This is a genomic window from Xanthomonas sp. WHRI 7065 (assembly GCF_040203115.2).
In the GTDB taxonomy this organism is placed as follows: domain Bacteria; phylum Pseudomonadota; class Gammaproteobacteria; order Xanthomonadales; family Xanthomonadaceae; genus Xanthomonas; species Xanthomonas arboricola.
In genome coordinates this window covers 3,146,682-3,160,031 of the sequence record NZ_CP168194.1, presented here as the reverse complement: position 1 = coordinate 3,160,031, position 13,350 = coordinate 3,146,682, and the positions used below count along the sequence as shown (strand labels likewise).

The 13,350-nt window shown below is 61.8% G+C and carries 14 protein-coding genes; 11 read left to right on the top strand and 3 right to left on the bottom strand.

Annotated features, from left to right (window positions below; genetic code table 11):
• Positions 1-48: 48 nt before the first annotated feature.
• Both nadC and ABQY64_RS13225 read right to left on the bottom strand, forming a co-directional pair.
• Complete coding sequence (gene nadC, locus ABQY64_RS13230) at positions 49-933, bottom strand: carboxylating nicotinate-nucleotide diphosphorylase (protein WP_349780106.1); 885 nt, start codon at positions 931-933, stop codon at positions 49-51.
• Positions 930-1,199: a Trm112 family protein gene (locus ABQY64_RS13225; RefSeq protein WP_349780107.1), complete on the bottom strand. Its 270-nt coding sequence runs from the start codon at positions 1,197-1,199 to the stop codon at positions 930-932. Before ABQY64_RS13225 ends, nadC begins: the two co-directional genes overlap by 4 nt.
• A gap of 58 nt (positions 1,200-1,257) precedes the next feature.
• On the opposite strand from ABQY64_RS13225, the gene purE reads away from it, so the two are divergent.
• The gene (gene purE / locus ABQY64_RS13220) at positions 1,258-1,761 is read left to right on the top strand and encodes a 5-(carboxyamino)imidazole ribonucleotide mutase (protein WP_039510673.1); all 504 of its coding nucleotides are present in this window, start codon (positions 1,258-1,260) and stop codon (positions 1,759-1,761) included.
• Positions 1,758-2,903, top strand: a complete 1,146-nt coding sequence (locus tag ABQY64_RS13215; protein ID WP_349780108.1) for a 5-(carboxyamino)imidazole ribonucleotide synthase — start codon at positions 1,758-1,760, stop codon at positions 2,901-2,903. Before purE ends, ABQY64_RS13215 begins: the two co-directional genes overlap by 4 nt.
• A gap of 136 nt (positions 2,904-3,039) precedes the next feature.
• Here ABQY64_RS13215 and ABQY64_RS13210 read toward each other — a convergent pair whose 3' ends face one another.
• On the bottom strand, positions 3,040-3,618 hold the full coding sequence (locus ABQY64_RS13210) for a Fe-Mn family superoxide dismutase (protein WP_349780109.1): 579 nt from the start codon (positions 3,616-3,618) through the stop codon (positions 3,040-3,042).
• 121 nt (positions 3,619-3,739) lie between these two features.
• Between ABQY64_RS13210 and grxD the strand changes: the two genes are divergently transcribed.
• The 9 genes from grxD to ABQY64_RS13165 all read left to right on the top strand — a co-directional run bounded on the left by grxD (position 3,740) and on the right by ABQY64_RS13165 (position 13,350).
• A complete protein-coding gene (gene grxD, locus ABQY64_RS13205) occupies positions 3,740-4,060 on the top strand; it encodes a Grx4 family monothiol glutaredoxin (RefSeq protein WP_006450539.1) in 321 nt (106 codons plus the stop codon).
• Positions 4,057-4,800: an SDR family NAD(P)-dependent oxidoreductase gene (locus tag ABQY64_RS13200; RefSeq protein ID WP_349780110.1), complete on the top strand. Its 744-nt coding sequence runs from the start codon at positions 4,057-4,059 to the stop codon at positions 4,798-4,800. The genes grxD and ABQY64_RS13200 overlap by 4 nt, the downstream gene beginning before the upstream one ends.
• Positions 4,797-5,396 (top strand): YhgN family NAAT transporter, encoded by a 600-nt coding sequence (locus ABQY64_RS13195; RefSeq protein ID WP_006450537.1) that lies wholly within the window; start codon positions 4,797-4,799, stop codon positions 5,394-5,396. Before ABQY64_RS13200 ends, ABQY64_RS13195 begins: the two co-directional genes overlap by 4 nt.
• Before the next feature lie 451 nt (positions 5,397-5,847).
• On the top strand, positions 5,848-9,042 hold the full coding sequence (locus ABQY64_RS13190) for a TonB-dependent receptor (RefSeq protein ID WP_065031754.1): 3,195 nt from the start codon (positions 5,848-5,850) through the stop codon (positions 9,040-9,042).
• A gap of 105 nt (positions 9,043-9,147) precedes the next feature.
• Positions 9,148-10,533, top strand: a complete 1,386-nt coding sequence (ppnN, locus tag ABQY64_RS13185; RefSeq protein WP_016901083.1) for a nucleotide 5'-monophosphate nucleosidase PpnN — start codon at positions 9,148-9,150, stop codon at positions 10,531-10,533.
• 130 nt (positions 10,534-10,663) lie between these two features.
• Complete coding sequence (locus ABQY64_RS13180; protein WP_349780111.1) at positions 10,664-11,182, top strand: Tfp pilus assembly protein FimT/FimU; 519 nt, start codon at positions 10,664-10,666, stop codon at positions 11,180-11,182.
• Positions 11,179-11,658, top strand: coding sequence for a type IV pilus modification protein PilV (gene pilV / locus ABQY64_RS13175; protein WP_104600345.1), 480 nt, complete (start codon positions 11,179-11,181; stop codon positions 11,656-11,658). The genes ABQY64_RS13180 and pilV overlap by 4 nt, the downstream gene beginning before the upstream one ends.
• A gap of 4 nt (positions 11,659-11,662) precedes the next feature.
• Positions 11,663-12,823, top strand: coding sequence for a PilW family protein (locus tag ABQY64_RS13170; RefSeq protein ID WP_349780112.1), 1,161 nt, complete (start codon positions 11,663-11,665; stop codon positions 12,821-12,823).
• A 2-nt stretch (positions 12,824-12,825) separates the two neighbouring features.
• A complete protein-coding gene (locus tag ABQY64_RS13165; protein ID WP_104559467.1) occupies positions 12,826-13,350 on the top strand; it encodes a PilX N-terminal domain-containing pilus assembly protein in 525 nt (174 codons plus the stop codon).

Genomic DNA, 13,350 nt, shown 5'->3' with positions numbered 1-13,350 from the left:
AGAACAATCGCAGCAGGCTGACAGAGCCGGCTGCGGGCACGCGTGAAATCAGCGCGGCGGTGGGCCGAGTTTGAGCGACAGATCGACCGCGTGCACGTGCTTGGTGAGCCCGCCGATGGAGATGCAATCCACGCCATCGGCCGCAATGGCGGCAATGCCGGCCAGATCCACGCTGCCGGAGACTTCCAGAGGGATGCGTTGTTCGCGCGGCAGCGCGGCAACGATGCGCACCGCGTCGCGACGCATCGCCGGGTCGAAATCGTCGATCAGGATGCGCGTGCAGCCGACCTGCAAGGCCTCGCGCAACTGCTCCAGCGTTTCCACTTCGACCACCAGCGGCAACTGCGGTTGCTGCGCACGAGCGGCATGCACGGCGGCGCTCAGCGAGCCGGCGGCGCGGATATGGTTTTCCTTGAGCATCACCGTGTCGAACAGGCCGATGCGGTGGTTGGCGCCACCGCCGCAGCGCACCGCGTATTTCTGCGCGGCGCGCAGGCCCGGCAGCGTCTTGCGCGTGTCCAGGATGCGCGTGCCGGTGCCGGCCACGGCAGCCACGTATGCAGCGGTGGCGGTCGCGGTGGCCGACAGCGTCTGCATGAAGTTGAGCGAGGTGCGCTCGGCGCTGACCAGGCTGCGGCTGCGGCCATGCAGCAGCGCCAACACCGTGCCGGCGGTGACGTGCTGGCCTTCGTGCACCTGCCAGTCGATCCGCACCTGCGGATCGAGTGCGCGGTGCGTGGCGTCGAACCACGGCCGCCCGGCGATCACGGCGTCCTGCTTGCACAGCAGGTACGCGCTGTCTGGCTGATCGGGCAACAGTGCCGCGGTCACATCGCCGCTGCCGATGTCTTCGGCCAGCGCGCGCGCCACATCGGCGTCCACCAGCGCGGCCGGTGGTGCCTCCGGCACGGTGGTGCGTACGGAAGGATTCACTTTTCGGGGAAGTCGGCGATCTGCGCAGTGCCGATGGCTTCTTCGGCCAGCAGCACCGGAATGCCGTCATCGACGCGGAAGATCTGCTTGCGGTCGCGCGTGATCAGCGCCTCGCGCAGTGACTGTGTCTGCGCGGTGCCGTCGGCACGCTGCAGGGCTCCGCCGGCGATGGCGGTGTTGAGTGCCTCCAGGCCCTTGCCGTCGAGCAGCGAGAGCGGCTGGCGGGTGTCGGGCGAGCACAGCAGGTCGAGCAGTTTGCGATCCATCGAAGTCTTGTCTTGCGTGGAAGATGGCTAGAATACGTCTTTACCGCAGGGCAGGGCCATGACCTCCAACCACTCCGCGCCGCTGGTCGGCATCGTGATGGGTTCCCGTTCCGATTGGGAAACCATGCAACACGCAGCTCAGAAGCTCGATGCGCTGGGCGTGCCTTACGAAGTCAAGGTGGTCTCGGCGCACCGCACACCGGACGTGTTGTTCAGCTATGCCGAGCAGGCTGGCGCACGCGGTCTGCGCGCGATCATTGCCGGTGCCGGTGGTGCGGCGCATCTGCCGGGCATGCTGGCGGCCAAGACGGCGGTGCCGGTGCTGGGTGTGCCGGTACAGTCCAAGGCGCTCAACGGCATGGATTCGCTGCTGTCGATCGTGCAGATGCCGGCCGGTATTCCTGTGGCGACGTTTGCGATCGGCAATGCCGGCGCGGCCAATGCGGCCTTGTTCGCCGCTGCGATGCTGGCGCCGGAGCAGGCGCAGATCGGTCAGGCACTGGCGCAGTTCCGCGCCAGGCAGACCGACGATGTCATGGCCAGCGACGACCCGCGCCAATGACCACGGTCGGCATTCTGGGTGGCGGCCAGTTGGCCCGCATGCTGGTGTTGGCCGGTGCGCCGTTGGGCTTGCGGTTTGCGGTATTCGACCCGGCCACCGATGCCTGCGCAGGGCAGGTGGCGCCGCTGCAGGCAGGCGCCTTTGACGACACCGCCGCGCTTGCCGCATTCGCCGCGCACGTGGATGTGATCACCTTCGATTTCGAAAACGTGCCGGCCGCCGGCGCGCAGCAGTTGGCTGCGCAGGTGCGGGTGTTTCCCAGCGCTGCCGCGTTGGCGGTGGCGCAGGACCGGCTCAGCGAAAAAACCCTGTTCCGCGAGCTCGGCATTCCGGTGCCCGAGTTCGCCGCCATCGATGACCGTACAGGACTGGACGCCGCATTGGCCCGTATCGGCACGCCGTGCGTGCTCAAGACACGTCGCTTCGGCTACGACGGCAAGGGCCAGTTCCGCATCAAGATGCTGGCCGATGCCGATGCCGCGTGGGACGCGCTCGGCGCGCAGGCGGCGAAGGTCGGACTAATCGTGGAGGCCTTCGTGCCGTTCGAGCGCGAGGTCAGCGTGGTTGCGGTGCGCGGGCGCGATGGCGAATTCCGCGCCTGGCCGCTGACCGAGAACTGGCATGTGGACGGCGTGCTCTCGGCCAGTCTTGCGCCGGCGCGTGTGGATGCCGGCTTGCAGGCTGCGGCAGAGGCGCATGCGCGTGCGGTCGCCGAGCGGCTGGACTACGTGGGCGTGTTCGCGCTGGAACTGTTCGTACGCGATGGCCAGTTGCTCGCCAACGAGATGGCGCCGCGCGTGCACAACTCCGGGCATTGGACCATCGAAGGTGCCGAGACCTCACAGTTCGAAAATCATGTGCGCGCCGTGCTCGGTCTGCCGCTCGGTAGTACCGCGATGCGCGGGCATGCCTGCATGCTCAACTGGCTGGGCGCGATGCCGGACGCGGCTGCATTTCTGGCGGTGCCCGGTGGGCATTGGCACGATTACGGCAAGCAATCGCGCGAGGGCCGCAAGGTTGGCCACGCCACACTGCGCGCAGAGACGCCGCAGGCGCTTGCGCAGGCATTGAGCGCAGCAGGCACCGCGCTGCAGCGTGATGCGCAGGTCGGACCGGTGCTCGCGCGTTTGAGCGAAGGGTGATTCGCAGAGCCATCGCTGGCACTGCTGGCCTCGCCGATGCGCAGGTCTGTGGCGAAGATGCACGCAATGCGCGATGCCGCCGGACGCTGTTGCAACAGGTCATCTGATCGTTGACCTGTTGCAACGGCGCAAGCGGCTAACCCAACCGGCTGGTCACGAACTCCCAGTTGATCAGCTTCCAGAACGCGTCCAGGTACTGCGCGCGGTCCTGCTGGTAATCCAGGTAATAGGCGTGCTCCCAGAGGTCGCAGGCGAGCAGCGGGGTGTCCGGCCCGGTGAGCGGCGTGGACGCATTTGGCGTGGCGACGATCGCCAGTGCGCCATCCGGGCGCTGCACCAGCCACACCCAGCCCGAGCCGAAGCTGCCCAGGGCGACGCGGTTGAATTCCTGCTTGAAATGCACGAAGTCGCCGAACGATTTGGCGATGCGGTCGGCCAGCCGGCCCAGCGGCTCACCGCCGCCGCGCGGGCGCAGGCACTGCCAATAGAAATTGTGGTTCCACACCTGCGCAGCCAGATGGAACAGCGTGCCTTGCGCCTGCGCGATGATGTCTTCCAGCGTCAGCTCGGCGAACTCGCTGCCTTCGATGCGCGCATTGAGCCGATCGACCTCGCTGCGGTGACAGACGCCGTGGTGCGCCTCCAATGTGGCGGCGGACAGATACGGCTCCAGGGCGACGCGGGAGTAGGGCAGTGCAAGGTGTTCGATCGGCATGATGGCAAGGGCAGCGAAGGGAGTGCGGCGACAGGTCGCGCTGAAGGCTTACAATGCGCGCCTTTGCGGAAGTCTATCCGACCCGGCGGTCGGGCCTGCCGCTCCCAGTCAGGAGAGTCCAATGCCGGTGATGGAACGGATCCAGGCCGAAGTCGAACAACACCCGATCGTGCTGTTCATGAAAGGCACCCCGCAATTCCCGATGTGCGGTTTTTCCAGCCGCGCCGTGCAGGCCCTGGTGGCTGCCGGCGCCGATCAGTTGCGCACGGTCAACGTGCTGGAAGAGCCCGAAGTGCGCGCCAATCTGCCGCGCTATTCCAACTGGCCCACCTTCCCGCAACTGTTCATCCACGGCGAGCTGATCGGCGGTTGCGACATCACGCTGGAACTGTTCGAAGCCGGCGAGCTCAAGCGCATCGTCAGCGAGGCTTACCAGCCGTGAGTCTGGCGCAGGCCCGGCCCGACGCGGCGGCACTTGCCGGCCGCGTGGTGCTGATCCCCGGTGCAGCCGGCGGGCTGGGGAGCGCTGCGGCGCAGGCGTGTGCATCCGCCGGTGCGACCGTGGTGTTGCTTGGCCGCAAGCTGCGCCCGCTGGAGCGCGTCTACGACGCGGTTGCCAAGCTGGGTCCGGAGCCGTTGCTGTATCCGCTGGATCTGGCCGGCGCCACGCCGGACGACTACGCCGCACTGGCGCAGCGGCTGCAGTCCGAGCTCGGTGGCCTGCACGGCCTACTGCACTGCGCCGCCGATTTCGCCGGCTTGACCCCGGCCGAACTCGCGGCGCCTGCCGACTTCGCACGCAACCTCCATATCAACCTCACCGCGCGCGCCTGGTTGACCCAGGCCTGCCTGCCGCTGTTGCGGCAGCAAGCAGATGCGGCGGTGGTCTTCGTCGTCGATGACCCCGCGCGCGTTGGCCAGGCATATTGGGGTGCCTATGGCGCTGCCCAGCATGCACAGCGTGGCCTGCTCGCCAGCCTGCATCATGAAACCGCCGCCGGCCCAGTGCGCATCAGCGGACTGCAGCCCGGCCCGATGCGCACCGCCTTGCGCGCCCGCGCCTTCACCCATCAGGAAGACAGCGAAGCGCTGGACCCCACGCGCTATGCCGCCGCCTGCGTCACCTTGTTGTCCACGGCCGGTGGCGCTTACCGCGGCGCGATCTGGAGTCCTTCCGCATGACCATTCTTTCGGCGGCACTGCTGCTGTTTCTGATCCTCGACCCGCTGGGCAACATTCCGGTGTTTCTCAGCGTGCTCAAGCCGCTGCCGCCCAAGCGCCAGCGCTTCGTGCTCGCGCGCGAGTTGCTGATCGCCCTGTTCGTGCTGATGGCGTTCCTGTGGGGCGGCAAGTACGCGCTGGAGCTGATGCATCTACGCCAGGAGTCGGTGGCGATCGCCGGTGGCATCGTGCTGTTCCTGATCGGCATCCGCATGATCTTCCCGCGCCCGGAAGGCCTGATGGGCGAAATTCCCGACGGTGAGCCCTTCATCGTGCCGCTGGCGATCCCGCTGGTGGCCGGCCCGTCCGGCATGGCCGCAGTGATGCTGATGGGCAGCAACGAACCCACCCGGCTATGGGATTGGAGCCTTGCGCTGATGATTGCCTGGATCGGTGCATCCACCATCTTGGCCTCGGCACCGCTGTTGTACAAACTGCTCGGTCATCGCGCACTGACCGCGATCGAGCGGCTGATGGGCATGTTGCTGGTGGCCATTTCGGTGCAGATGTTCCTGGACGGGTTGGGGACTTACTTCAAATTGCCGGTATCGATCTGAGTCCAGTCGGTGATAGACGGGCAGGGTGCGTGGGGACGACCTATGAATGCTCGGCGGGAACTTGAAGCCGCGTTGCTGACCCGTGGCGTGAGCGGGTGGCAGTGTCAGGCGACCACAACTGGATGGCGTCCGATAGCCAGCGCTGCGTTTTCAGGCCCAACGTTGCCGGTTTGCGACAAGCCAGCTCAATAGCGCGAAGCCGGTCTCAAATGCCGCGCGACTTTGCGCAAGCTGGCGTTTACGCCTTCACATGCGAAGTTCATGTTGCACTGCGCGAACTTTGTCACGTCGCCGTCACAATCAGGCCTTAGCGTGTTAATCTGTTGTTAACCGTTGCGGCAGCAACCAGCCGCGCGGCAAGGGACCCCAGATCATCGGCAGCCCACCCCCGGGAACGGTTGGGCTGACTGCGCCTTTTTGTCACTGCCCAACCTGTATCGAGGCTACCGAAATGACCCACCCCCGCTGTCTCCGCATGTCCAAGCTGACGCTTGGCCTTGTTGCCGCACTCGCCGCCGCCCCCGTGTTCGCCCAGAGCACCTCTGCCGGCGTCGCTGGCCTGGTGACCAGCAGCGCCGGTCAACCGGTGCCAAATGCCGAGGTGACGATCACCCACGTCGAATCCGGCACGGTCAGCCGCGCCACCACCGATGCCAGCGGACGCTACAACGCGCGCGGCCTGCGTGTGGGTGGGCCGTACACGATCACCATTACTGCTTCCGGCGCGGGCAACACCACGCGTGAAGGCGTGTACTTGAACCTGGATAAGGTCAATCAGGTTGATGCAGCCCTGGGCGGCGATCTGGCCACGCTCGGTACCGTGCAGGCGATCGCAGGCAACTACGGCTCGGCGATCTTCAGCGCCAACAAGATGGGCACCGGCACCAACGTGACCCGCGAAGAAATCGAGTCGCTGCCGTCGATCAACCGCAACCTGCAGGACTACGTGCGTCTGGATCCGCGCGTCGCGCAGACCGACAAGGCGCGCAACGAAATCTCCATCGCCGGCCAGAACCCGCGCTACAACGCGATCCGCGTCGACGGCATCAGCACTAACGACGCTTTCGGCCTGGAATCCAACAGCCTTCCGACTCCGCGCCAGCCGTTCTCGATGGACGTCATCGATGAGATCTCGGTGGACGTGGCCAATTACGACGTCACGATCAGTGGCGGCACCGGTGGCGTGATCAACGCTGTAACCAAGTCGGGCACCAACGAGTTCCATGGCTCGGTCTACGGAACCTATCGCGAGAACGACTGGTCGGGCAAGAACGAGAACGATATTCGGCCCCAGTTGTTCGATCGCGAATCGACTTACGGCCTGACGCTGGGTGGTCCAGTGGTCAAAGACAAGTTGTTCTTTTTTGCGAATTACGAAAAGTACAAAGGCAAAGGCGTTTTCACCGGTAACAGCGGTTTTGGTCCGACAGGCTCTGGTGCGAGCAACACGGTCAACATCACGCAGGCGCAGGTCGACGAGATCGCCGACATCTCGCGCAATGTGTACGGTTTTGATCCGGGCACGTTGACGTTGCCGGCATTGGATTCCGACTCTGAAGAAAAGGGCTTCAAGCTGGATTGGAATATCAGCGATAAGCATCGCGGTTCATTCCGTTACGGTAAGTCCGAGCAGAGCACTGCCAATCTCAATGGTTTCAGCACAAGTTCGTTGGCGCTGAATTCGTACCACTACGTGCGTGACTTCGAGCTGGAAACCTACACGGCACAGCTTTTCAGCGACTGGACCGATACCTTCTCCACTGAGGCCAAGGTGTCTTATCGCGATTACGCGGCAGTACGTACCGCAGCGTCTCAGCTGCCGGCCATCAATGTCCGTGTGGGCGCAAACTCAGTCAATCTGGGAACCGAGGCAAATACGCAGGCGAACGAGTTGCGTACCGAAACATGGAATGCATTCTTTGCTGGTAACCTGTTCCTTAACGACCACACAGTCAAATTCGGCTTCGACTACGAAGACAACGATATTTTCAACTTGTTTGGTCCACGCGTTTTCGGTTCTTACAACTTTGATTCGATTGCTGCTTACCGCGCCAATCGGCCAGTGTCTTATCGCTATTCGTCCTCGAACACCGGCAGTATCGATGACATCGCAGCGAAGTGGGGGCTGCGCAACCTAGGCCTGTTCGTTCAGGACAGCTGGGCTGTCAACAACAACCTGACGTTGACCTTTGGCTTGCGCTACGACAAGCAGATGGTTCCGGACAGCCCGCAGTTCAATCAGGCTGCATTCAATGCCTTCGGCGTGCGTAACGACGCGACGCTCGATGGTAACGACCTCTGGCAGCCGCGCTTTGGCTTCAATTACACGTTTGATGCCGAGCGGCCGACCCAGTTGCGCGGTGGCGTGGGCCTGTTCCAGGGTGCGGCGGCGTCGGTGTGGCTGTCCAATCCGTTCTCCAATACCGGCCTGGCTTACACGGATTACAATTTCCGCAACGCAAACGAGATCGCCGCTGGCGGTATTCGTTTCACTCCCGATATCAACAACCAGCCAACTGGTACCGGCGGAGCGACTCAATCGGTCGACTTTGTCGACAAGGATCTCGGACAGCCGTCGGTCTGGAAAGCTAACTTGGCATTCGACACCGAGTTGCCGTGGTACGGCATCATCGGCTCGTTGGAAGGTGTGGTCACCAAGGTCAACGAGGCGATCTACTACCAGCAACTCAATCTTGGCACGCCGACTGCGGTTGGGCAGGATGGTCGTCAGATCTACTGGAACGCGGTTGGTCGTAACCGGGCGAGCTGGGATAACCTTGGTCGCTTCACCGGCAACGCACTGACACGCGCCAACAGTAATCAGGGCTTCAACGACGCAATTATTGCGCGTCCAACCGACCAGGGCGGTACGCAGAGCTTCACCGTCGGTTTGAATAAACCTTTCAACGACAGCGACTGGTCGTGGAGCCTCGCTTACACCTACTCAAACGCGAAGGAGGTCAGCGGTCTGACCAGCTCTACCTCGGGCTCTCAGCTGTTGAATGTAGCGACCTTCCAGGCTAATGAAGAAGTCAACGCCACGTCCGCTTATGAGATCAAGGACAGCATCCTCGGCACTCTGCAGTGGAAGCACAACTTCTTCGGCGACTACGCAACCAAACTTGGCCTGATTTATCAGGGCCGCAGCGGTCGTCCGTATAGCTATACGTTCGATAACGATGCCAATGGTGACGGTCGTGCCAATGACCTGCTTTACATTCCGAACGGCCGTGGCGATGTGTTGTTCGGAAGTGCAGCTGAAGAGAATGCTTTCTGGAACTACGTGAGCAACAATCAGTATCTGTCTTCGCACCAAGGGCAGTTGGCTGGCCGCAACGCCGTTCGCAATTCCTGGGTAAATCAGTTCGATCTGCATATCGAGCAGGAACTGCCGGGCTTCTTCGACGGCAACAAGGCGCAGATATGGGTCGACATCATGAATGTCGGTAACCTGCTTAATAAGAAGTGGGGCCGCGTGGATGAGTACGGGTTCCCTGGCTTCAAGGGTGTTGTGGAGTACGGCGGTATCGATGCTGCAACCGGCAAGTACGTGTACCGCTTCAATGAGCCGGACTTGTCCACCGTCTACGACGACAAGGGCATCTCCCGCTGGGCACTGCAGCTGGGCTTCCGCTACCAGTTCTAAAGCTGGCTAGCGTGTCGAAGTTTGCAAAAACGGCCGGGTTCTCCCGGCCGTTTTCTTTTGTGCGGGTGAGTACGCTAAAGTTCTGAGATACGACAGGAGCAAGCTATGGAACTCAGCAGTACGGCAGCACGGGCGCTGCCGGTGGTGGATGCGCGGATCTACCCGCGTGGTGGCCTGGACGTGTTGTCCAAGGCGGAAGTTGCGCGTCTGCGCGATGCCTCCAGCGGTGGCATGCATGAGCTGTTGCGCCGCTGCGCGTTGGCCGTGCTGACCAGCGGCAGTGCGTCGGACGACCCGCGCGCCGCGCGCGACCTGTATCCGGATTTCGATATCCAGGTGAACCAGCAAGACCGTGGCATCCGCATCGATCTGAGTAACGCACCGGCGATGGCCTTTGTCGATGGCGAGATCATCCGGGGTGTGGCCGAGCTGCTGTTCGCCGTGGTGCGCGACCTGGCCTACATGGCGATCGAGCTGGAAGCCCAGCGCGGGGATCTGGATACCAGCGAAGGCATCACCAACGCGGTGTTCGGGCAGCTGCGCAATGCGCGGATCCTGCAGCCGTCGGACCCGAACCTGGTCGTGTGCTGGGGTGGTCATTCCATTTCGCGCGACGAGTACCTCTACACCAAACAGGTGGGCTACGAGCTGGGCCTGCGTGGCCTGGACATCTGTACCGGCTGCGGCCCGGGCGCCATGAAGGGCCCGATGAAGGGCGCCACCATCGCGCACGCCAAGCAGCGCAAGCATCACACGCGCTACATCGGCGTGACCGAGCCGGGCATCATCGCCGCCGAGTCGCCGAACCCGATCGTCAACCACCTGGTGATCATGCCGGACATCGAGAAGCGCCTGGAAGCCTTCGTCCGCATCGGCCACGGCATCCTGGTGTTTCCGGGCGGCGTCGGCACGGCGGAGGAAATCCTCTACCTGCTCGGCATCCTGCTGCGCGAAGAGAACGCCGACCTGCCGTTCCCGCTGATCCTGACCGGCCCGACCATTGCCGCGCCGTATTTCGAGCAGATCGACCGCTTCATCCGGCTCACCCTGGGCGAAGCTGTCGCTTCCCGCTACGAGATCATTGTCGGCGACCCGGTTGCCGTGGCGCGTCGCATGGCCGAAGGCATCCACGACGTGCGCGCGCACCGCAAGGAACAGAAGGATTCGTACTACTTCAACTGGTCCGTCCACATCCCGCTCGAGTACCAGCAGCCGTTCGAACCCAGCCACGAGGCCATGGCCGCCCTCGACCTGCACCACGGCCGCCCAGCGCCCGCGCTGGCCGCCGACCTGCGGCGTGCCTTCTCCGGCATCGTCGCCGGCAATGTTAAGGAAGACGGCATGCGCCGCATCGAGGAATTCGGCCCCTTCGAAATCCACGGCGACCCGGACATCATGCAGGCCCTGGACGAACTCTTGCGCGGCTTCGTCGAACAGCGACGGATGAAGATTTCGGGGGATTACCGGCCTTGTTATCGGGTGGTGACTTAAGCGCCTAGACGGTAAGCGGCCGGGGCGGTTTGACGCCTGTCGGTCCAGGCCGTCCGCCTGTCGGTCTCGTGCTTGTCCCACAGCCCGTCAGAGTTCATGCTCTCCAGCAATAACGCTGGGGAGCGTCTTGATGTTAGTTGTCCGAACGCGCGGATTCACATTGATCGAGCTCATGGTAACCGTCGCGGTGCTAGCCATCACCGCAGCGATCGCATACCCGAGTTTCCAAGGCGTCGTGCGCTCAAATCGGGTGGCTGCGTCAAATAACGAAATGATGGCATTGCTCACGCTGTCCAGAAGCGAAGCCATCCGGAACGGCCAAGGCAGCGGCATCTGTGGCAGTGCGAACGGGACAGCCTGCAATGGGAGCTGGAGTGCAGGGGTGATGGCCTGGAGCGACACAAATGGAAACGGGAGTTATGACTCAGGTGAAACCGTGCTCCGTTATTCGTTGGGAAATCCAAGGCTGGTCGTCCAGGGGCCAACGACGGGGACGGTCATTGCGTTCGATGCGCGGGGGCGCCGCCGTGCTGCTGCCGATCAACAGGTTACATTGCAACCTGATCAATGTGGCGGGCAACCGTTAAAACGCTCATTAACAATCAATGCGTCCGGGCAAATTCGAAGCAAAAAAGAGACCTGCACATGAGCCAGAATCATCTCTCTCATAGACGTTCTGCAGCGGGCTTCACCCTGATCGAAGTGCTGATTGCCATTCTCATACTCGCATTTGGGTTGCTAGGGTTTGCGCTGCTGCAGACCATGAATGTGCGGTTTGTTCAAAGCGCCAATTACCGGACGCAAGCGACCAATCTGGCATACGACCTAATTGATCAGATGCGATCCAATCGTTATCAGGTTGGTCAATATACTGCCGCCACATTCGCTGCCGGGGCCGTGACGGCGACTGGCGCCTGCGTATATCCAACAGGCCAGACCGTATCGGTAAGCCAGAATATAACAAGATGGCAATGTCAGGTTGCCAAGGCGCTTGGAGATAAGGCTGCTGCTACAGTTACCTATGTCAACGGCGTCGCCACTGTGGCAATAAGTTGGGGCGATCAGCGCTGGGACAAGGAAAACCCCGAGGCAGTGACGAGTTTTGCGTTGCGAACGGAGATCTAGGGGAATGAACTTGCGTTCGCGAATGTCCGGCCTTTCATTGATCGAACTGATGATCGCGTTAGTGATCGGGTTGGTTCTTTTATTAGGCGTAATCCAAATATTTTCAGCGTCGCGCACGGCCGCCCAACTATCTGAAGGTGCTTCGCGAGCACAAGAGAATGGACGTTTTGCGCTTGATTATCTGGCTCGAGACATTCGCATGGCGGGCCACTTTGGGTGCGTCAACGATCAAGCGCAATTCGTTAAGGGGGAGGGGGATCCCAGGGTCAATCTTTCTGCGACAACAGGAAGCGGGAGTCCTTTAGATTTCTCGGTATCGGTTCAAGGTTACGAAGCACCAGGAACAGCTCCAGGGGGGCAAATAACGATCGGTGCCAGTGCGAATTCGATAGTAGGTTTGCCGGCCTCCATTCAGAATTTGAGCCCCGCGCCGAGACCAGGCAGCGACATCATCGTATTGCGTTATCTTTCTGCCGAGGGCGTGCCTGCGACAGGTATCACAGCAGCTGGTTCCAACAGCACCTTGACTATGGATGCGACACGTTGGGCACGCCTGACCGACGATGGGGTAGCTGCCCCCACCTTGTTTGGAATAGCGGACTGCGCACATGCGGATGTATTTGCTGGCACCACGACTGCGGGATCCGTAACGGCCAGTGGCGTCAATCTTTCAGGGCGATATGTGGTACAGCCCACTGGTCAGACAATGGTGTACCGCGCCGAGTCCCTGGTGTATTACGTTGCCAATAGTCCCGATACCGGCGAACCCGCGCTAAGGCGTGCTCGCGCGGGGAGCAATGGCATCTATGTCAGCGAGGAATTGGTTGAAGGAATAGAAAGTTTGCAATTTCTATATGGATTGGATACGACGCCGTCGATTGCGACCCAGACGCCGCCTGTTGGTAATATCACCGAGCAACGTGTGGCGAGTGGAGTGGCCACGGGAGCCGATGCGGCGGCCGCCAACCAGTGGCGTCGCGTTGGGCAAGTGCAGGTCGGTATCCTCGCTCGTAGTCCGACGGTAGCGGCTGCAAGTACTCAAGTCGAGGCCAGTCGATTGGGCGTGCTGGGTGTCACGGTCATTCCGCCGACGACCAACGACGGACGCTATCGCGCTAGTTACGAGCTATCCATCGCCCTCCGCAATCGCCTTTTCGGTAACTGAAAATGCAGACCAGACATCTCACGCGAGATCGAGCACGTAATTACTCCGCGGCAACTCAGCGCGGTGCAGTCTTGTATGTGGCGTTGATCATGCTGGTGTTGCTTGCATTGATTGGCATTGCAGGCATTCAGGTCTCTGGAATGCAAGAAAAAATGGCGGCCAATTATAGGGCGGTGAATCGTGCTTTCGAGGAGGCTGAAGGTGTGGTCAGAAACGCTGAAAACTCCGTCGAAAATATTTCCAATCGAACGACGGCGCCAACCGGTACCACGAGTTCAGTTGCTTCTGGAGACATCAATCGAGTCTGTGACGATGGCTTTGACCCTATGCAGTGGGCGCAGGCGCAGACCTCGGCTCGCGCGGTCAATGTTCGCCAGATAGATCAATGCATTCAGGGGGAAGCAAACATCGGAATGGGACAACCTGTCGATCCTGCATCTCCTGTTTTTCAGATCACCGGCGTTGCCGCTGACGATCAGAATAACGCGAGTTCCGAGGCGGCCGTAGACACTATCTTCAAGCTTTGA

Excerpts from the sequence above, each read along its gene's own strand:
- ABQY64_RS13225 (WP_349780107.1), bottom strand. The coding sequence starts at position 1,199 with ATGGATCGCAAACTGCTCGACCTGCTGTGCTCGCCCGACACCCGCCAG.
- purE (WP_039510673.1), top strand. The coding sequence starts at position 1,258 with ATGACCTCCAACCACTCCGCGCCGCTGGTCGGCATCGTGATGGGTTCC.
- ABQY64_RS13215 (WP_349780108.1), top strand. The coding sequence starts at position 1,758 with ATGACCACGGTCGGCATTCTGGGTGGCGGCCAGTTGGCCCGCATGCTG.
- ABQY64_RS13210 (WP_349780109.1), bottom strand. The coding sequence starts at position 3,618 with ATGCCGATCGAACACCTTGCACTGCCCTACTCCCGCGTCGCCCTGGAG.
- grxD (WP_006450539.1), top strand. The coding sequence starts at position 3,740 with ATGCCGGTGATGGAACGGATCCAGGCCGAAGTCGAACAACACCCGATC.
- ABQY64_RS13195 (WP_006450537.1), top strand. The coding sequence starts at position 4,797 with ATGACCATTCTTTCGGCGGCACTGCTGCTGTTTCTGATCCTCGACCCG.
- ABQY64_RS13190 (WP_065031754.1), top strand. The coding sequence starts at position 5,848 with ATGACCCACCCCCGCTGTCTCCGCATGTCCAAGCTGACGCTTGGCCTT.
- ppnN (WP_016901083.1), top strand. The coding sequence starts at position 9,148 with ATGGAACTCAGCAGTACGGCAGCACGGGCGCTGCCGGTGGTGGATGCG.
- ABQY64_RS13180 (WP_349780111.1), top strand. The coding sequence starts at position 10,664 with ATGTTAGTTGTCCGAACGCGCGGATTCACATTGATCGAGCTCATGGTA.
- pilV (WP_104600345.1), top strand. The coding sequence starts at position 11,179 with ATGAGCCAGAATCATCTCTCTCATAGACGTTCTGCAGCGGGCTTCACC.
- ABQY64_RS13170 (WP_349780112.1), top strand. The coding sequence starts at position 11,663 with ATGAACTTGCGTTCGCGAATGTCCGGCCTTTCATTGATCGAACTGATG.
- ABQY64_RS13165 (WP_104559467.1), top strand. The coding sequence starts at position 12,826 with ATGCAGACCAGACATCTCACGCGAGATCGAGCACGTAATTACTCCGCG.